We start from the raw sequence: 17,550 nt of genomic DNA on the forward strand, positions 1-17,550 counted from the left end.
CCGTCACGCCGGCCCCCCGAGGATCGGCTCGCTCAGCAGCAGGGCCGCCCGGCCGGTGCGGCGGGCCTCGGCGAGGGCGGCCAGCCGCCGGTAGCCCTCGGGCGTCATCAGCCGCTCCCACACGTGCCAGTCCTCCACCGCCCAGCGGTCGTGCTCCTCCGGGTCCAGCCGGATCGAGGCGATCTCCTCGTCGCTCAGCGTGCCGCCGTCGAAGCAGAAGCCGACCTTCGCCAGCGGGGCCTCGGCCGGGTCGGAGCGGATGTAGTGCGCCAGCAGCAGCGGGCGAGGGCCCTCGACCCGCAGCCCGGTCTCCTCGTACGTCTCCCGCACCACCGCCTGGAACGGGTCCTCGCCCGGGTCCATGTTGCCGCCCGGGATCTGCCACAGCCGTCTGCCGTACACCGAACGCAGCTGCACCGGCCGCCCGCGTGTGTCGGTGAAGTACACGCAGGCGTAGACGGTGGCCTTGGGCAGGGTGGCCAGGTACTCGGCCTGCGGCATCGGGAACGGCAGCCCGGCGGGCTCGTCACTGGTGGAGGTCATGCCCCTACTCCTACCGGATCTCGGGTTCCGGGACGCGGGATCCGAGCGCTCTCTCATTGGAACGGGTGGGTCGCAGACCCACCCGCCCTCCCTCCGCGAGTGAGGGCGTGAGCAGGCGAGTTGACTTTTGGTGACCGGAGCGCCACGCTTCGGCGTGGCGATGCGGCGTTGCGTCCCGCACAAGCAACGGCCCCCGACAGGTGCTCGCAACACCTCCGGGGGCCTGACCAACGAGATCGACAAAGCTGAAGGAAACCGATCCCATGGCTGAGAGCCACTGTAGCTTTTCCGCGTCCTCCGGCGAGCATCCGATGGCCGTTTCCGGCTACGGAAAGCGGCACGTCCCCGGACAACGGCCGCGCCGCAAAGGCGACTTCGCCGAGCTGAAGCCCCGGGCCGCGGCCGTCGCCGCGTACATCGACCGGCTGCCCGAGGGCGCCGACGTCTCCATCAAGGCGCTGGCCGCGCGGCTGCCCTATGGCCAGCAGGCGGTCGGCACGGCACTCCGGCAGATGTCGGCGGCCGGACATCTCAGGCGGGTGCGGGAGCGGCCGCCGGGGTGCGGACAGTGGGTGACGCGGACGTACTTCTCGCGCGTCCCGCGCTCCGACACCTGGTGGGCGGGCTTCTTCGCGGAGACGGAATCCGCCGAACCGGGGGCCGTCCGGGAGGCGGCCGGGAAGGCCGCTCCGAAGGAGGACGCCGCCCCGGCGGGTACGCCTCCGGAGCCGGATGCCGCACAGGAACGACCGGAGCGACCGGAGCGGTCGCGGGCTTACGGGACGCTGGCGCGGCTGGGGGAGGCCGATCCGCGCATGGGCCTGTCGGCGGCCGACTGCGAGGAGCTGGCGCCGCTGGTGGCGCAGTGGTTCGCCCGGGGCGCGGGGGAGCGGCAGGTGGTCGAGGCGCTGACGGCCGGGCTGCCCGGCGAGGGCGTGCACTCGCCCCGCGCCGTGGCCGCCTGGCGGCTGGAGCACAAGATCCCGCCGCCCTCTCCGGTGCGCAGCCGCACCCTGAGGCTGGTGGAGTGCACGGTGTGCGGCGTGCCGGGCCGGCCGGAGGCCCTGCCCGGCGGACTGTGCCGGGAGTGCCGGGGCGGGGAGCGCCGCGACGGCTCCGGCGGCGCACAGGACGGCGCACAGGCTGTGGACGTACGCCGCAACGCCGACGCCGTACGCGCGGCCATGGCCCGAGGACGGCGCCGGGGATCGCCGGACGAGCCGCGTGACTCCCGTGCGGGCGCCCTTCGCGGCACTACTCCGGGCCGGTAGGCGTGAGAGGGGGCGCACCATGACGGCGCAAATGGAGGGCCCTGTGATGTCCGAGGAGATGCGGCGGTTCGAGGAGATCGACACCGCGTTCCCGGACCTCAGGGGCGAAATGATCGACGGGGAAATCCGTATCGACGCCGTGGCGAGCAGCGCTCGCGGGCAGATGGTGCTCGCCGTCGCCTCCCAGCTCATGCCCGGGTGGTGCGTGATGACCGAGGTCGACACCGTTTACGGGGGGTGGCACGGGAGGACCCTCCTGCGTCCCGACGTGTCGGTGGCCGGCCCCTCCTACCGGGGGACCCGGCTCAAGCAGTTCCCGGCCGACGAACTGTTACTTGTCGCGGAGGTCGTCTCGGAGTCCAATCCCGAGAACGACCTGGACCGGAAGGTCGGCAAGTACGCGGTGGCCGGGATTCCGTACTACCTGGTCGTGAATCCGGTCAAGGGCGTCTGCCTGCTGCACTCCGAGCCGGTCGGCGAGCGCTACCGGGCCGTGCGCGAGAGCGAGTTCGGGGAACCGGTGCCGGTGGGCGAACCGATCGGCACCGTGCTCGACACCACGACGCTGTACGTCTACTGAGCCGCGTACTGCCGCAGGAAGTCCGTCAGCAGGGCTGTGGTCTCCTTGGGCGGTCCAAGCCTGGGCTGAAGGCCGGCCGTGAGACAGGAGTGTTCCCCGCGAGGGCTGGGCCGAGTGCGCCCGGATTCCGCGGCTGTTCCGTTCCGCCCCGGGCGTCTGGACCTACCATCGGATAGCAGCAGCCGGAGCAAACGCACTGGAGTGATCGTGAGCAGCTGGGCTGATCTGACGAACGGTAAGCGCATCAAGCACCTACGAGGTTCCGATCTGACACAGCAGGGGCTTGCCGATGCGGCGGGGCTGTCCCTCGCCCTGGTGCAGAAAGCCGAGCAGGACCGCGGGGAGTTGTCCGTCGGCTCTTTGCTCAAGCTCGCCCATGCGCTGAACACGGACGTGTCCGTGATCCTGGGGCAGCAGGCGCCGCGTCGGGGCATGGACCGGGGTGACCGTGCCGCGCTGCGCCAGCTGTCCGACGCCGTGCACGAGAGTGCCCTCGGCGAGTGGGAGGGCATCGACGACCCGAGCACCGTCGAGGAACTGGGCGAAGCCCGCGACCGCGCGTGGGATTCCTACTGGGCGAGCGACACGGCCAAGGTGAGCAGCTTCGCCTCGAAGGTCCTCATGGAAGGACAGGCCAGGTACGCCAGTGCCACCGGCAGCGAGCGCGAGCGACTGGCATCGATCCTGGCGAGCACGTACCGCGTGGCCGCGTCGTGCTCGAACGGGCTCGGGCAGCGCGACCTCGCACTGAGCGCGCTCGCGTCGGCGAAACACCTCGCGGGGGACGTCGGCGACCCTGTGATGACGGCGCTGCTCGAGTCCACGCTGTCATGGATCCATCTGCGGGGTGCCAAGTTGTCCCGGGCGGTGGCCGTGGCCGAGCGTGCGGCACTGGCGATCGAGCCGTCGTTCAGCAGCGGATCCCGCCCGCAGCTGCTCGCGTACGGGCGGCTGATGATCTCCGCGGCTGTGGCGGCGTCGAGACGCGAGGACAGGAGCGCGGCCGACGACTACATCTCGCAGGCGCACGCCGCGGCGGCGAGGCTGGGGCGGGACGAGAAGCTGCACGGGACCAGTTTCGGTCCGACGGCGGCGAAGACCGAGGCCGTCGGGATCCACGTCGCGCTGAAGGACTACGGGCGCGCACTCAAACTCGCCGGTCAGCCGGAGATGAAGAAGCTTCCCAAGTCCATGTCGAAGGTGGCCCGCAACCGCTACCGGCTCGATGTCGCTCTCGCGCAGTGCGCGGCCGGTCTCCACGACCAGGCCGGAGACACGCTGATCGAGGTAGGGCTCGACGCTCCTGAGTGGGTCAGGCATCAGGCGCTGCCCGGTGTCATCGGGAAGCGTCTCGCGAAGGTGTCCACCGCACGCGTACGGAACATCGGCGAACTCATCGGAGTGCCCTTGATCGCCTGAGTCCTACGGAGCGTACGGGTCGGGGTCCGGCCACATCGTCAGGTCCTACGCCTCGTCACTTCACTGTTTGTCATCAGGCGAGCACGATTGACGCATGGTCAGTATCCAGAGCGGGCCGGAACGATCCGGGACCCGCCGAACCGAAGGCGAACTGCGACTGCGCCGGTCACTGGCGGACGCGGCGGCGGGCGTCGCGCCGGGTGAGGCCGGTGTGTCCGCCGAGGCCGCGAGGACCGAGCGGTTCCGCTGCGTGGTCTATCTGTGCGGTGCTCCCAACACGGACATCACGGGCCCTCGCGAGGAGTGCACGAAGCACGCCGAGGCGTTCGGGTGGGAGATCACGGGAGTGATCGAGGAGCGCGTGGGGCTGCTGCCGCCGCAGGGGCGTGACGGTTTGAGACAGGCCGTCGAACACATCAGGAGCGGCGAGGCCGGGGCGGTGCTCACGGCGTGGCGCTCGATGGTCTCGCCCGTTCCGCAGGAGTACGACGAGGTGGCGCGCGAGATCGAGAAGGCAGGAGGCTTCCTGGAACTCGCTCGGGTGAACGGGGGCACGGCATGACCTTCGCCCCGGCCATGGCGCGCACATGGTGCGACGCATGGCCGCTCGTCGCGCAGACGGACGACGGGAACCAGTGGGTGACCGGCGCCTGTTGGCTGTACTGCCGACGGGAAGGCGTGCGCGTGCTGTGGGTCGGGTCCGTGACCACGCCCGGTACGACGGGCGACGTGTACGCGTGCGGCCCGTGCATCGCAGAACTCGACCACATGGCGCGTATCCAGTCGCACGACCGGGACCGAGCGGCCGACCGTATGCGGCTGCGTGTGGGCCCCGGCGGACAGCGCCTCACCTGGGGGTGATCGCGGGCTGATGCCACACGCCGCCCTGTCCGTCCGCCGTTCTCCGTGGTGGCGGACAGGGCTTCTCCCGCTACGCGCCCGCGCCACCGCTCTCCCGCAGGAAGTCCGTCAGCAGCGCCGTCGTCTCCTGCGGGCGCTCCAGGCCGGGGAGGTGGCCCGCCCAGGGGAGTTCGAGGTGGCGGGCGGCGGGGTCAGTCCGGGAAGCGGCGGCCGATCCAGCGCCAGGTGAACTCCAGGAGGGCCGCCGAGGCGGCGGCGACGCCGACGGCCGTCCACGGCATCACCGTGCCGACCAGGCGGAGGGCGAAGAAGTCCTGGAGGAACGGGGTGACCTGCACGACCACGAAGGCCGAGGCCATGGTGAGCACCAGGGCGATCCGCCACCAGGTGTAGGGGCGGGCGATGATCGCCAGCACCCACAGCGCCACCAGGAACAGCGTCAGCGTCGCCGCGCTGGTCTCGGCCTCCAGCGCGCCCGGGCCGGTGTAGTGGTGGCGGGCCAGCAGGTAGACGGTGAAGGTGGCGGTCGCGGCGATGAGGCCGGAGGGGACCGCGTACCGCATCACGCGCCGTACGAAGTGCGGGCGGGCGCGCTCCTTGTTGGGGGCCAGGGCCAGGAAGAAGGCGGGGATGCCGATGGTCAGGCCGCCCAGCAGGGTCAGATGGCGGGGCAGGAACGGGTAGGGCACCTGGGAGACGATGACCAGCAGGGCCAGCAGCACCGAGTAGACGGTCTTGGTGAGGAAGAGGTTGGCGACGCGCTCGATGTTGCCGATGACCCGCCGCCCCTCGGCGACGACCGACGGCAGGGTGGCGAAGGAGTTGTTGAGCAGCACGATCTGGGCGACGGCCTTGGTGGCCTCCGAGCCCGAGCCCATCGAGACGCCGATGTCGGCGTCCTTCAGGGCCAGTACGTCGTTGACGCCGTCGCCGGTCATGGCGACGGTGTGGCCGCGCGACTGGAGGGCGCCGACCATGTCGCGCTTCTGCTGCGGGGTGACGCGGCCGAAGACCGTGCCGTCCTCCAGTGCCGCCGCCAGTTCCCCGCGGTCCTCCGGGAGGGTGCGGGCGTCGACGGTGGAGCCGGCGCCGGGCAGGTCGAGCTTGGCGGCGACGGCGCCGACGGAGACGGCGTTGTCGCCGGAGATGACCTTCGCCGAGACGTCCTGTTCGGCGAAGTAGCGCAGGGTGTCGGCGGCTTCGGGACGCAGCCGCTGCTCCAGCACGACCAGGGCGGTGGGCTCGGTGGAGGTGGGGTCGGTGGCGAGGGCGGGGTCGTCCAGGGCGCGGGAGGTGCGGGCCAGCAGCAGTACGCGCAGGCCCTGCCGGTTGAGGCGGTCGGTCTCGGCGAGGGCCGGGGAGCCGGGGGCGAGCAGGACGTCGGGGGCGCCCAGCAGCCAGGTCCCCGTCTCCCCGCCGGGCCCGGTGAGGGCCGCGCCGCTGTACTTGCGGGCGGAGGAGAAGGGGAGGGAGCCGGTGCACGTCCAGCCCTCCGCCCCGTCGGCGGGGTGGGCGTCGGCGATGGCCTTCAGGCTGGCGTTGGGGCGGGGGTCACTGCATCCGAGCGCGGCCAGCACCCGTCGTACGCGGGCGGGGTCGGCGCCGTCCAGCGGGCGGACCTCGGCCACGTCCATGCCGCCCTCGGTGAGGGTGCCGGTCTTGTCCAGGCAGACGGTGTCCACACGGGCCAGGCCCTCGATGGCGGGCAGTTCCTGCACCAGGCACTGCTTGCGTCCCAGCCGGATGACGCCGATGGCGAAGGCGATGGAGGTCAGCAGCACCAGGCCCTCGGGCACCATCGGCACGATGCCGCCGACCATGCGGCGAATGGCCTCGTCGACGCTGTGGTCCTCCACCAGGAGCTGGCTGAGGACCAGGCCGATCGCGGCCGGGACGATCATCCAGGTGATGTACTTGAGGATCTGGCTGATGCCGCTGCGCAGTTCGGAGTGGACGAGGGTGAAGCGGGAGGCCTCCTCGGCCAGCTGGGCGGCGTACGCCTCGCGTCCGACCCGGGTGGTGGTGAAGGCGCCGCCGCCGGCGACGACGAAGCTGCCGGACATCACGGTGTCGCCGGGCCGCTTGTGGACGGGGTCGGCCTCGCCGGTCAGCAGGGACTCGTCCACCTCCAGCCCGTCGGACTCGGTGACGGTGCCGTCCACGACGACCTTGTCGCCGGGGCCCAGCTCGACCAGATCGCCCAGGACGATCTCGTTGGTGCGGACCTCGGTGGCGGCGCCGTCGCGGCGGACGGTCGGCCTGGACTCGCCGATGACGGCCAGGTTGTCCAGCGTCCGCTTGGCGCGCAGCTCCTGGACGATGCCGATGAGGGTGTTGGCGAGGATGACGAAGCCGAACAGGCCGTCCTGGATGGGGCCGACGACCAGGATGATCGCGAAGAGGACGCCGATGATGGCGTTGAAGCGGGTGAAGACGTTGGCGCGGACGATGTCGGCCGTGGAGCGGGAGGACCGCACGGGGACGTCGTTGACCTGGCCGCGGGCCTTGAGCTCGGCGACCTCGGCGGCCGTCAGGCCCGGGGACCGGGGGGCGGGGGTGCCCGCTGCCGGGTCCGTGCCCGTGCCCGTGCCCGCCGCCGTACCCGCGTCCGTGCGGGGGGAGGGTACGGCGAGCGCCGTGCCCTCGTGCGGCTCCGGGGCACCCCGGTCGCCTCGTACTGTCTCAGCCCGTTCCGTCATGTCCCAGACACTACGAGGCGAACGCGCCTTCGCGCGCGGTCCGCGGCACGGGTACGGGTGTGATGGGGGAGAAATCAGGGAAGGGAACAGGGCTTTCGCCGGGGGCGGAGCGCCCGGTCGCGGGTCAATCGGCGGGTGTGGGGCCCTCCGGGGCGGGGCCTGCGCCCGTGCCCGTGCCGGGGTCCGTCCCGGTCTCCCGTGCCAGGCGCTCGCGGCGCAGCGTGGCCTCGCGGCGGCGGACGAACCAGATGCCGTACAGGCCCAGGACGCCGCCCGCCAGGCAGGTCCACAGCCACCAGGTGCGGTCGTGGTCGTCGAACCAGCGGTAGAAGGGGAGCTGGACCAGGAAGAGCGTGAACCAGATGACCGTGCCGCCCACGACGGTGGCGACGACGTTGCCCTCCAGGGGCTCGGGTGCCTCACGCTCGCCGCTCGTCCACCTGCTCCAGCCCATCGCCCGGCCCTCTCGCTTCCCGTCGCCCCGTCGCCCGTCCGTGCCGTGGCGTTCCGCACCAGCGTAACGAGGGGGGAGGCCGGGGCCGACCCGGGAGCGGCGTCCGGGTGGGGCGGGGGCCGGGAGCACGCGGGCGGGGAGGGGCGAGGGGGTGTGGGGAGGGTCACGGCCGCGCCCTGGGAATGCCCCCGTCCGCGGATGGCCTTTTCAACAGTGGTGCGTTCATACTGAAAGCACCCTGGATTGGCTGGTTCCCATTGGAGGAACCTCCGAAACCGTCCCCGAACCGCCCAGTGAAGGTCACGCATGTCCGCTCCGGCCACCGACACCCCGGCCACGCCAGACACCCCCGGTACCCCTGGTAACGAAACCGGATCCCCGTCGTCCGGGAGCGGTGTCGACCGCTTCTTCAAGATCTCCGAGCGAGGCTCGAGCGTGAGCCGCGAGCTGCGCGGCGGGCTGGCCACCTTCTTCGCGATGGCCTACATCATCGTGCTGAACCCGATCATCCTGGGCGCGGGCACGGACAAGTTCGGCCAGCAGCTCGACAACGCCCAGCTCGTCACCGCCACCGCGCTGATGGCCGGTCTGACCACCATCCTGATGGGCGTCATCGGCAACGTGCCCATCGCGCTGGCCGCCGGGCTCGGCATCAACGCCGTGGTCTCCCTCCAGCTCGCGCCGCAGATGAGCTGGCCCGACGCCATGGGCATGGTGGTCCTGGCCGGACTGGTGCTGATGCTGCTGGTCGCCTCCGGACTGCGCGAGCGCGTCATGGACGCCATACCCGGCGGGCTGCGCCGGGCCATCGCCATCGGCATCGGCCTGTTCATCACCCTCATCGGCCTGGTGGACTCCGGCTTCGTCACCCGCAACCCCGACGCCGCGCACACCACCGTGCCGCTCGGCCTCGGGCAGGGCGGTCACCTGACCGGCTGGCCGGTGCTCGTCTTCATCCTCGGCCTGGCCCTCACCTTCGTCCTGGTCATCAGGAAGACCAAGGGCGCGATCCTGATCAGCATCGTCGTGATGACCTTGGTCGCCGTGGTGATCAACGCGGTCGCCGAGATCCCCGACGCAGCCTGGGGCCTGGCCGTGCCCAACATGCCCGAGAGCATCGTGAGCACCCCGGACTTCGGCCTGATCGGCGAGGTCAGCCTCTTCGGCGGCTTCGCCGAGGTCGGCGTGCTGACCGGTTCGCTGTTCGTCTTCACCGTGCTGCTGTCGGGTTTCTTCGACGCGATGGGCACCATCATCGGCGTCGGCCACGAGGCGAAGCTGACCGACGAGCAGGGCCGGCTGCCCGGCATGGGCCGCATCCTGATGACGGACGGCGTCGCGGTGGCGGGCGGCGGCTTCGGCTCCTGCTCGGCCAACACCTGCTTCGTGGAGTCCACCGCCGGTGTCGGCGAGGGCGCCCGCACGGGCCTGGCCAACATCATGACCGGCGCGCTGTTCCTGCTGGCCCTGGTCTTCACGCCGCTGGCCACCGTGGTGCCCTCGCACGCCGCGACCCCGGCGCTGGTCGTGGTCGGCTTCCTGATCATGGCTTCGAACGTGCGGGAGATCGACTGGAGCGACCAGACCGTCGCCGTCCCGGCGTTCCTGACGCTGATCTCCATGCCGTTCACCTACAGCATCACCAACGGCATCGGCATCGGCGTGCTCTCCTACATCCTGCTGCGCACCGCCACCGGGCGCTTCCGCGAGATCCCGTGGCTGCTGAACGCCGTCGGCGCCTGCTTCCTGGTCTACTTCCTGCTGGACCCGATCCAGCAGGTGCTCGGGATCGGGTGACCGGGCCCGGGGCCGGTTGACCTGAGCCGGATGAACGCGCCGCCGGGCGGATCGCCCGGCGGCGCGTTCACGCGGACGGCACGGACGGCACGGACGAGCGTCCGGGACCATGTGGTCCCGGACGCTCGTCGCGTGTTCGGAGGCATGGCCGCGGAGCCGTTCGAGTGGCGCACCGTCCATCCGTAGGCTTGGCACCTTCGTTTCCGCGGACTCCATGGGGACACGGTCGCGGGGGTAGGCGGGGGAGGGCGTCGGCTTTTCTTGCCGACTCACTCGTACGGGTGAGGAAAGACACCCCTTCCACACCCTCCCCGGACTGGTCCTTAGGAGAAGTAATGAGTTAGGCTAACGAATATGCCGGATCTGTCCCGGGGCGAGGACGCCGAAGCCGTCAGCGCCCTCCGCTCCGCCACGATGCGCCTGGCGCGCCGTCTCAAGCACCAGCGCGTCGACGAGTCGCTGAGCCCGGCCGAGATGTCGGTCCTCGGCACCCTCGCGCGCTGCGGCTCCGCCACGCCCGGCGAGCTGGCGCGCAAGGAGCACGTACAGCCGCCGTCGATGACCCGCATCGTGGCCATGCTGGAGGCCAAGGGGCTCATCCGGCTGGAACCGCACAGTGAGGACCGCCGCCAGAAGGTGGTCACCCAGACCGAGCGGGCCGAGGCAATGCTCGCCGCCAGCCGCACCAAGCGCGACGCCTGGCTCGCCGAGCTCGCCGGCCGGCTCGACGAGGACGAGTGGGCGCGGCTGCGCGCCGCGGCCCCCGTACTGGAGAAGCTCGCGCAACTGTAAGAAGGAGTAGCGCCACGAGGAGGCGAAACCGATTGAGTCCGGGACCCGGAGCAGACTCCGCACCCGCACCTGACGAGAACACCGAAACCCCGAAGGCGGCGAAGGCCGCGAAGCCCTCGACGTTCAGCTCGCTGCGCATCCGCAACTACCGGCTGTTCGCCGCCGGACAGCTCGTCTCCAACACCGGCACCTGGATGCAGCGCATCGCCCAGGACTGGCTGGTCCTCAGCCTCACCGGATCCGCGACGGCCGTCGGCATCACCACGGCCCTGCAGTTCCTCCCCATGATGCTGCTGGGGCTCTACGGCGGCGTCATCGCCGACCGCTACCCCAAGCGCAGGCTGCTGCTGATCACCCAGACGGCGATGGGCCTGACCGGACTCGCCCTCGCCGCGCTGACCCTCAGCGGCCACGTCCACGTCTGGCACGTCTACGCCCTCGCCCTCGTGCTGGGACTGGCGACGGTCGTGGACAACCCCGCCCGCCAGACCTTCGTCTCGGAGATGGTCGGCCCCGAGCAGCTCGCCAACGCCGTCTCCCTCAACGGCGCCAACTTCCAGTCCGCCCGCCTGGTCGGCCCAGCCGTCGCCGGTGTGCTGATCACGGCCGTGGGCAGCGGCTGGGCGTTCCTGCTCAACGGGCTGTCCTTCATCGCGCCGATCACCGGCCTGCTGATGATGCGCACCGCCGAACTGCACGTCATCGAGCGCGCCCCGCGCGCCAAGGGCCAGCTCCGCGAGGGCCTGCGGTACGTCGCGAGCCGGCCGGAGCTGATCTGGCCGATCACACTGGTCGGCTTCGTCGGCACCTTCGCCTACAACTTCCCCATCTGGCTCACCGCCTTCACCGACAAGGTCTTCGACGAGGGCGCGGGCACCTACGGCCTGCTCAACAGCCTGATGGCCGTCGGCTCGGTCGCCGGCGCGCTGCTGGCGGCCCGGCGCGGGGTGAGCCGGATGCGGGTGATGGTCGGCGCAGCGCTCCTCTTCGGCGTGCTGGAGATGACCGCGGCCCTCTCCCCGTCGTTCTGGGTCTTCGCCCTGCTGATGGCGCCCATCGGCGCGGTGGGCCTGACCTTCAACGTCACCGCCAACTCCACCGTCCAGCTCGCCTCCGACCCGGCGATGCGCGGCCGGGTGATGAGCCTGTACATGATGGTGTTCATGGGCGGCACCCCGCTCGGCGGCCCGCTGATGGGCTGGATCACCGACACCTACGGCGCCCGCGCCGGCTTCCTGGCCGGCGGCCTGATCTCGGCCGCGGCCGCCGTCGCCACCGCCCTGGTACTGGCCCGGATCGGCGGACTGCGGCCGCGGGTGGGCCTGCGACGCGGCCGCCGGGGCCTGACGTTCGTCCCGGTGGCACGGGGAGTGCGGGCGGCCGGAGCGGCCGGCGCGGCGAGCGCGGAGGGGCCGGAGGGCATAGCGGGGGACGGCCCGGCCCCACAGGACCGCACCCCGGTCTCCCCGCGCCGGACCGTCCCCGCCGCCGCCCCGGCCGCGGCCCCGCCCAGCGCCCCGGCCACCGGGCCGGGCGGGGAGCGGGACCACCGCAGGGACGTGCTCGCGTGAGCGGCCCGCCCGCGTGAGACTCTCCCCATGAGGCTTTTCACCGCCGTGCTGCCGCCGCCCTCCGCCGTCGCGGAACTCGGCGAGGAGGTGGAGCGGCTGAAGGGACTGCCCGGCGCGGACCGGCTGCGCTGGGCCCTCCCCGAGGGCTGGCACTTCACCCTCGCCTTCCTGGGCGAGGTGGACGAGGACCTGCTGCCCGCGCTGTGCGAGCGCCTGGAGCGCGCCGCCCACCGCCACCACCCCTTCGAGGTGCGGCTGGCCGGGGGCGGCCGGTTCGGCGACCGGGTCCTGTGGGCCGGGGTGGACGACGGCCGCGAACCGCTGCGGCGGCTGGCCGGCTCCGTCACAGCGGGCGTCAACCGGGCCGGGGTGCCCACCGACGACCGCCCCTACAAGCCGCATCTGACCCTGGCCCGCGCCGGCCGCCGCGGGCCGGGCCCGGACCTGCGCCCCCTGGCGGCGGCCCTGGAGGACTTCGCGGGAAGCCCCTGGCGGGCGGAGGAGCTGAGCCTCGTACGCAGCCGGCTGCCCCGCTCCGGGATCCCCGGGGAGCACCCCCGCTACGAGACGCTGGCGTTCTGGCCGCTGGGCCGCTGAGGGTCCGGCGGCCGGTCCGCCGAAGGGGCTGCCGAAGGGCTCCCGGCCGGGCGGGCTACCGTTGGGGCGTGGACCCGAAGACCCGTACCCGCATCGTCAGCGGGGCCCTGGTGCTCATGCTCGCCGTGGTGATGCTGGCGGCCCTCATCGGCTGAGAGGGCCGCCCGGGCGGCGGGCCGCACGGACGAACGGCCTCCCGGCCGTTGGGGAAGACACAGGGAGGACGGCCGTCCGCCCCGCCGGGCGGCGGAGCGGACGGCCTCGGGCGCCCGCACAGCCCGGGCGCACCGGGCCCGGTGGCGCGCCCCCGCGCCACCGGCCCGCCGCCCGGCGCGTCACCAGGCGAACGCCTCCGGGGAGGGCCCGGGGCCGGGGAAGATCTCGTCCAGCGAGGCCAGCAGCTCCCCGCTCAGCTCCAGCTCCACCGCGCGCAGCGCCGAGTCCAGCTGCTCGCGGGTGCGCGGGCCGATGATCGGGCCGGTGATGCCGGGCTGGGCCAGGTGCCAGGCCAGGGCCACCTCGCCGGGCTCCAGGCCGTGCTTGTCCAGCAGGTCCTCGTACGCCTGGACCTGGTCGCGCAGTCCGGGGTTGTTCGCCAGCGCCTGCGACGAGCGGCGCTCGGGGTTCTCCCGCTCCTTGCGGAGCACGCCGCCCAGCAGGCCCCCGCCCAGCGGGGACCACGGGATGACGCCGAGGCCGTAGCCGCGCGCCGCCGGGATGACCTCCATCTCGGCGCGGCGCTCGACGAGGCTGTACTTGCACTGCTCGCTGACCAGGCCGAGCCGGCCGGTGCGGGCGGCACTCTCGTTGGCCCGGGCGATGTGCCAGCCCGCGAAGTTGGACGATCCGACGTACAGGATCTTGCCCTGCTGGACCAGGACGTCCATCGCCTGCCAGGTCTCCTCCCACGGCGTGTTCCGGTCGACGTGGTGGAACTGGTACAGGTCGATGTGGTCGGTCCGCAGCCGCTTCAGGCTGGCGTCGACGGCGCGGCGGATGTTCACCGCGGACAGCTTGTCGTGGTTGGGCCAGACGTCGCCGTCCGTGGCCGCCATGTTGCCGTAGACCTTGGTGGCGAGGACGACCTTGTCGCGGCGGTCGCCGCCCTTGGCGAACCAGTTGCCGATGATCTCCTCGGTGCGGCCCTTGTTCTCGCCCCACCCGTAGACGTTGGCCGTGTCGAAGAAGTTCAGACCCGCGTCGAGGGCGGCGTCCATGATGGCGTGGCTGTCGGCCTCCTCGGTCTGCGGACCGAAGTTCATCGTGCCGAGAACGAGGCGGCTGACCTTGAGACCGGTGCGTCCGAGCTGCGTGTACTCCATGGGTACCAGCCAACGTGCTGGAGTGGGCTCGAAGCAAGAGCGGCACGACCGAAGGGCCGGACCCCGCGCGGCGGGGCCCGCGCCGTCAGGGTGCGTCGGTGACCACGAGTTCGGTGGCGGTGATGTCGGGCCGCAGACGGGCGAGCAGCTCCAGGACGGTGCCGCCCGCCTCCGCGGTGTGGCCTGCGTCGGTGCCGGGGCAGCCCAGGACGATCATCACCGCCTCGGTGGTGTCGTCGAGGAGCTGGAAGTCGGCGCTGTCGCAGTCGCGGCGCCCCAGCCAGGCCATGGGCCGCAGTTCCTCGCCGTCCCGGCCGCCGTGGAGCCCGTAGACCAGGTCTCCTTCGGGGACGGGCCTGGAGCGGTCCGAGAAGGCGGGGACCATGCGCAGTCCGGCGGGGGCGCGGGTGATGAGCATCCGCGCGCCCCCGGTGTCGTCCGCCCGGTGCAGGCCGATGCCGCCGCCGTGCTCCATGGTGGCGGCGTTGACGGCGTCGACGACGGGCCCGTGGGAGCGCCAGCCGCGCTCGGCCACGGTGCGCCGCAGCCTCTCCCCGGCCGGAACCGTGCCGGGGTGGCCCAGTGCCGCCAACAGGTCCCGGTACCCGGGCGGGTGCTCGCCGCCGCCGAACGCCGCGGCCTCCCCGGCGCCGATACCGGTCCCGGACAGCAGGGGCCGGCCGGACTTCAGGGACCAGACCCGGGGATGGCGCAGCCCCAGGTCGCGGGCCGATGCGGAAAGCAGGACGTTCAAGGCTGCCTCTCTCGTGGCGTCTCGGTGCGGACGGACCGGTGCAGGCGGGGTCCGTGCCCGTACCGGGTACGGACCCCGCTCTGCCCCGGGCATACTGCCGTGCCGTCCGGACACCGCCAAGCCGGTGCCCGGACGGCACGGCGGTCAGCTTCCCGGTGCGGCCTCCCGCCGCTTCCCGACCCGCCACGACAGGACGCGGCCGAGCACCAGCAGCGCCAGCGCGTACCCGAGCTGGAGGGGGCCGAAGGTCAGCGCCAGCAGCCCCAGCAGTACGGCGATGGCGATACCGAACGCCCTGGGGGCGCCGGACTTGAGCCGCGCGTAGACGACCGCGGAGAACAGGTAGAGCAGGAAGAAGTTCTGCCCCGCGACGGTCAGCAGGTCCGACAGCGACAGCAGGTCGGACGCCGTCGCCAGCGACATCAGGCTGAAGACCGCGACGCACACCGCCACCGCGTTGCGCGGGGGCGTGCCGGCCGACCGGCTCAGCCTGGCCAGGGGGCGCGGCAGCAGCCCCTCGCGGGCGCTGGACATCACCAGCCGGGAGGCGGCCCACACCGCGCCCACCAGATTGGCGGCGATGATCACCACGCCCAGCACCGACACCACCCAGGCCAGGCCCGGGGCGGCGGCCGACACCACGGCGTGGATCGGCGAGGAGGCGGCCTTGGGGTCGTCCTCCGCCAGCCGCGTCTGGACCGCCCAGGCCAGCAGGACGTAGAGGGTCGTGACGACGAGGAAGCTGATGACCACCACCCGGGGGAAGTCCCTGCGAGGGTTGGCGTACTCCTCGGTGGTGAAGGAGAGCATCTCCCAGCCGGTGAAGGCGAAGAACACCGCTCCCAGCGCCGCCACGCCCAGCGCGAGCTCCTCCGGCCGGGCCGGCGGCAGGTGCTGTACGGGATCGCCGCCGGACAGGCCGAGCACCGCCGCCGCGAGCAGTCCGGCCGTCATGAGCAGTGCCAGGACGATCTGGATGCGCGACGACACCGATCCGCCGATCGCCACCGACAGTCCGGCCAGTGCCAGCAGCCCGATCGCCGCCGCCCAGGCCGGGACCCCGTGCAGGCCGGGGATCTGCTGGAAGTAGAAGCCGCCGGTCAGGGCGATGGCCGGGATGCCGAGGCCGAAGGTGCCCAGGAGCATGACCTCCACGCCGGCCGCCCAGGAGCGGCCGAACCCGGCCTGGACGAAGCCGGCGACGCCCCCGGCGCCGGGCAGGTCGGCGCCCAGCCGGGCGAAGACGATCAGCAGCGGGACGGTGACGGCGGCGGCCACGAGCCAGGCGTAGAGGGCGGCCTGGCCGGTCTGGTGGTAGGCGATGCCGGGTGAGACGAGGGCGCCGCTGCCCACCACGATGGTGATGGCCAGCGCCACGGCCCCGGGCAGGCGCAGATGGCCCGCCATCCGTGTGGGGGGCGGGGCGGCCGCGCCCTCGGCGCCGGCCGCCCCGCCCGCGGACTTCGTGCCGTGCGGACCGGTCACGCCGCGGATTCCCGTGCGACCGGGGTGGGGTGCGGGTGCTCGCCGTCGGCCAGGAACGTGGTCTCGGCCGTACGGCCGTCACGCGGGCGGATCATGTAGACCGCGCCCTGCGGGCCGGCCAGCGAGCCGTGCACGGTGCCGGCGGGCAGCGTGATCCAGGTGCCCGCCGGGCAGTCGCGCTCCTGGTAGGCGCCGGCCGCGTCCCAGAAGAGCAGGGCGCTGCCCCGCAGTATGAACAACTCCTCGTCCAGGCTGTGGTGGTGCCAGTTGTGGACCTTGCCCGGCTGGTCGTTCTGCAGCTCGAAGCTGCCCTGGTGCGGGAGGAGTTCGGTGAGGTCGGCCGGGACGGCGGGGGCCGTGCGGCTGTCGAACCGGGGGCTCATACGGCGGTCTCCTGTGCGTTGTCGGCGGAGGTGTCGGCGTTGTTGTCGGCGGCGTCGCGGGCGCTGTCGGCGTGCTGTGCCCCGTGCCTGACACGCAGGGGGCAGCGCGTCCCCCGGTCGTGGGGCGTGTTGTCGTCGTCCAGGAAGTACTGGGCCCACTCCAGGTTGCCCGGCTTGCCGTAACTGCCCAGGAGCGGACTGGCGGGGACGTCGTCGTAGGCGGCCAGGCGGCCGCGGATGATGGTACGGGCATTGCGTCCCTGCTTGGAGTCCTCGGAGATGTCGTCGAAGACGAAGCGGGGCTGGAAGGTGATCGCGAGGTCCTCGAAGTACCGGCTGTTGCGTCTGCGGTGGGCCGGGGTGTTCGCGACGACGAACATCGGCATTCCGGCGAAGCCGAACTCCCACTCGGGATCCTCGGTGTCCAGCGGGACGTCCGCCGGCCAGGGCGAGGTGTCCAGGTCGTGCACCCCCTGGAGCAGCTCCCACACCAGGGTGCGGAAGCCCTCCACGTCGCGGGCGCGGTCCTCGTCGGTGGTCTCGAAGAACGCCACCAGGGAGGTCCTGCGGCCCAGTTCGGGCGCGAGGGCGACGAAGTCGCCGAGTGCCGCCGCGAGCCGCCGGGCGAGGCCGTCCCCCCGTTCCAGGAAGGAGAAGCGCAGGGTGGCCCTGCGCAGCGCGTCCACACCGAAGACGCACGGGAAGAGGGCGCTCTCGTCGAGCATGCGCTTGCGGAACCGCTCGACCGCGTCCGCCTCCCACGCCTTCTCGCGGGGCTGCCGCGGATCGCACACCAGGGGTGTGGTCAGCGGAGGCGCGGATTGCTCGGAAAAGGATATTGGAGCGGAATCGGTCATCTGGATACCCCCTGTTGCGCGTTGACAGGACGGTGCCGCCGGAATCCCGGTGGGGATTCTCCGCCGAAGTGTCGGTGGCGCCGAGATGGTTTCAGCACAGCCGCGGGAGGGAGGACTGTTTATTGAGCCAAACACCGTCTTTTTCCAGCCACCCGGGCGGGTGTG

At 72.3% G+C, this 17,550-nt stretch carries 17 protein-coding genes; 9 read left to right on the plus strand and 8 right to left on the minus strand.

The window, feature by feature from the left end; genetic code table 11:
- Window positions 1-3: 3 nt before the first annotated feature.
- Window positions 4-543: an NUDIX domain-containing protein gene (locus ACW69E_RS04880; RefSeq protein WP_457496919.1), complete on the minus strand. Its 540-nt coding sequence runs from the start codon at window positions 541-543 to the stop codon at window positions 4-6.
- 263 nt (window positions 544-806) lie between these two features.
- Between ACW69E_RS04880 and ACW69E_RS04885 the strand changes: the two genes are divergently transcribed.
- The 5 genes from ACW69E_RS04885 (at window position 807) to ACW69E_RS04905 (ending at window position 4,674) form a co-directional block, all read left to right on the plus strand.
- Window positions 807-1,814 (plus strand): hypothetical protein, encoded by a 1,008-nt coding sequence (locus ACW69E_RS04885; protein ID WP_457496920.1) that lies wholly within the window; start codon window positions 807-809, stop codon window positions 1,812-1,814.
- Between the two features lie 46 nt (window positions 1,815-1,860).
- Window positions 1,861-2,394 carry a Uma2 family endonuclease gene (locus ACW69E_RS04890; protein ID WP_457496921.1) on the plus strand — a complete coding sequence of 178 codons (534 nt, stop codon included), beginning with the start codon at window positions 1,861-1,863 and terminating at the stop codon, window positions 2,392-2,394.
- A gap of 207 nt (window positions 2,395-2,601) precedes the next feature.
- Window positions 2,602-3,813 carry a helix-turn-helix domain-containing protein gene (locus tag ACW69E_RS04895; RefSeq protein WP_457496922.1) on the plus strand — a complete coding sequence of 404 codons (1,212 nt, stop codon included), beginning with the start codon at window positions 2,602-2,604 and terminating at the stop codon, window positions 3,811-3,813.
- A gap of 94 nt (window positions 3,814-3,907) precedes the next feature.
- The gene (locus ACW69E_RS04900) at window positions 3,908-4,375 is read left to right on the plus strand and encodes a hypothetical protein (RefSeq protein ID WP_457496923.1); all 468 of its coding nucleotides are present in this window, start codon (window positions 3,908-3,910) and stop codon (window positions 4,373-4,375) included.
- 14 nt (window positions 4,376-4,389) lie between these two features.
- The gene (locus ACW69E_RS04905) at window positions 4,390-4,674 is read left to right on the plus strand and encodes a hypothetical protein (RefSeq protein WP_457496924.1); all 285 of its coding nucleotides are present in this window, start codon (window positions 4,390-4,392) and stop codon (window positions 4,672-4,674) included.
- 191 nt (window positions 4,675-4,865) lie between these two features.
- On the opposite strand, the gene ACW69E_RS04910 is transcribed toward ACW69E_RS04905, so the two are convergent.
- Window positions 4,866-7,373, minus strand: coding sequence for an HAD-IC family P-type ATPase (locus ACW69E_RS04910; RefSeq protein ID WP_457496925.1), 2,508 nt, complete (start codon window positions 7,371-7,373; stop codon window positions 4,866-4,868).
- 124 nt (window positions 7,374-7,497) lie between these two features.
- A complete protein-coding gene (locus ACW69E_RS04915; RefSeq protein WP_457496926.1) occupies window positions 7,498-7,827 on the minus strand; it encodes a DUF2530 domain-containing protein in 330 nt (109 codons plus the stop codon).
- 306 nt (window positions 7,828-8,133) lie between these two features.
- Here ACW69E_RS04915 and ACW69E_RS04920 point away from each other — a divergent pair, with 306 nt between their 5' ends.
- The 4 genes from ACW69E_RS04920 to thpR all read left to right on the plus strand — a co-directional run bounded on the left by ACW69E_RS04920 (window position 8,134) and on the right by thpR (window position 12,584).
- Complete coding sequence (locus tag ACW69E_RS04920) at window positions 8,134-9,624, plus strand: NCS2 family permease (RefSeq protein ID WP_457496927.1); 1,491 nt, start codon at window positions 8,134-8,136, stop codon at window positions 9,622-9,624.
- Window positions 9,625-9,978: 354 nt separating this feature from the next.
- Window positions 9,979-10,416, plus strand: a complete 438-nt coding sequence (locus ACW69E_RS04925) for a MarR family winged helix-turn-helix transcriptional regulator (protein WP_457496928.1) — start codon at window positions 9,979-9,981, stop codon at window positions 10,414-10,416.
- Between the two features lie 32 nt (window positions 10,417-10,448).
- The gene (locus ACW69E_RS04930; protein ID WP_457496929.1) at window positions 10,449-11,987 is read left to right on the plus strand and encodes an MFS transporter; all 1,539 of its coding nucleotides are present in this window, start codon (window positions 10,449-10,451) and stop codon (window positions 11,985-11,987) included.
- A gap of 27 nt (window positions 11,988-12,014) precedes the next feature.
- Window positions 12,015-12,584: an RNA 2',3'-cyclic phosphodiesterase gene (gene thpR, locus ACW69E_RS04935; RefSeq protein ID WP_457496930.1), complete on the plus strand. Its 570-nt coding sequence runs from the start codon at window positions 12,015-12,017 to the stop codon at window positions 12,582-12,584.
- 335 nt (window positions 12,585-12,919) lie between these two features.
- Here thpR and ACW69E_RS04940 read toward each other — a convergent pair whose 3' ends face one another.
- The 5 genes from ACW69E_RS04940 to ACW69E_RS04960 all read right to left on the minus strand — a co-directional run bounded on the left by ACW69E_RS04940 (window position 12,920) and on the right by ACW69E_RS04960 (window position 17,322).
- Window positions 12,920-13,906, minus strand: coding sequence for an aldo/keto reductase (locus tag ACW69E_RS04940; RefSeq protein ID WP_457496931.1), 987 nt, complete (start codon window positions 13,904-13,906; stop codon window positions 12,920-12,922).
- A gap of 85 nt (window positions 13,907-13,991) precedes the next feature.
- Complete coding sequence (locus ACW69E_RS04945) at window positions 13,992-14,660, minus strand: hypothetical protein (protein ID WP_457496932.1); 669 nt, start codon at window positions 14,658-14,660, stop codon at window positions 13,992-13,994.
- 144 nt (window positions 14,661-14,804) lie between these two features.
- On the minus strand, window positions 14,805-16,145 hold the full coding sequence (locus ACW69E_RS04950; protein ID WP_457496933.1) for an APC family permease: 1,341 nt from the start codon (window positions 16,143-16,145) through the stop codon (window positions 14,805-14,807).
- The gene (locus ACW69E_RS04955) at window positions 16,142-16,528 is read right to left on the minus strand and encodes a hypothetical protein (protein WP_457496934.1); all 387 of its coding nucleotides are present in this window, start codon (window positions 16,526-16,528) and stop codon (window positions 16,142-16,144) included. Before ACW69E_RS04955 ends, ACW69E_RS04950 begins: the two co-directional genes overlap by 4 nt.
- Window positions 16,525-17,322 (minus strand): YqcI/YcgG family protein, encoded by a 798-nt coding sequence (locus ACW69E_RS04960; protein ID WP_457496935.1) that lies wholly within the window; start codon window positions 17,320-17,322, stop codon window positions 16,525-16,527. Before ACW69E_RS04960 ends, ACW69E_RS04955 begins: the two co-directional genes overlap by 4 nt.
- Window positions 17,323-17,550: the final 228 nt, after the last annotated feature.

The sequence above is a fragment of the Streptomyces sp. SS8 genome, from assembly GCF_054072955.1.

Excerpts from the sequence above, each read along its gene's own strand:
- ACW69E_RS04885 (WP_457496920.1), top strand. The coding sequence starts at position 807 with ATGGCTGAGAGCCACTGTAGCTTTTCCGCGTCCTCCGGCGAGCATCCG.
- ACW69E_RS04915 (WP_457496926.1), bottom strand. The coding sequence starts at position 7,827 with ATGGGCTGGAGCAGGTGGACGAGCGGCGAGCGTGAGGCACCCGAGCCC.
- ACW69E_RS04955 (WP_457496934.1), bottom strand. The coding sequence starts at position 16,528 with ATGAGCCCCCGGTTCGACAGCCGCACGGCCCCCGCCGTCCCGGCCGAC.
- ACW69E_RS04925 (WP_457496928.1), top strand. The coding sequence starts at position 9,979 with ATGCCGGATCTGTCCCGGGGCGAGGACGCCGAAGCCGTCAGCGCCCTC.
- thpR (WP_457496930.1), top strand. The coding sequence starts at position 12,015 with ATGAGGCTTTTCACCGCCGTGCTGCCGCCGCCCTCCGCCGTCGCGGAA.
- ACW69E_RS04905 (WP_457496924.1), top strand. The coding sequence starts at position 4,390 with ATGGCGCGCACATGGTGCGACGCATGGCCGCTCGTCGCGCAGACGGAC.
- ACW69E_RS04890 (WP_457496921.1), top strand. The coding sequence starts at position 1,861 with ATGTCCGAGGAGATGCGGCGGTTCGAGGAGATCGACACCGCGTTCCCG.
- ACW69E_RS04920 (WP_457496927.1), top strand. The coding sequence starts at position 8,134 with ATGTCCGCTCCGGCCACCGACACCCCGGCCACGCCAGACACCCCCGGT.
- ACW69E_RS04940 (WP_457496931.1), bottom strand. The coding sequence starts at position 13,906 with ATGGAGTACACGCAGCTCGGACGCACCGGTCTCAAGGTCAGCCGCCTC.
- ACW69E_RS04880 (WP_457496919.1), bottom strand. The coding sequence starts at position 543 with ATGACCTCCACCAGTGACGAGCCCGCCGGGCTGCCGTTCCCGATGCCG.
- ACW69E_RS04900 (WP_457496923.1), top strand. The coding sequence starts at position 3,908 with ATGGTCAGTATCCAGAGCGGGCCGGAACGATCCGGGACCCGCCGAACC.
- ACW69E_RS04910 (WP_457496925.1), bottom strand. The coding sequence starts at position 7,373 with ATGACGGAACGGGCTGAGACAGTACGAGGCGACCGGGGTGCCCCGGAG.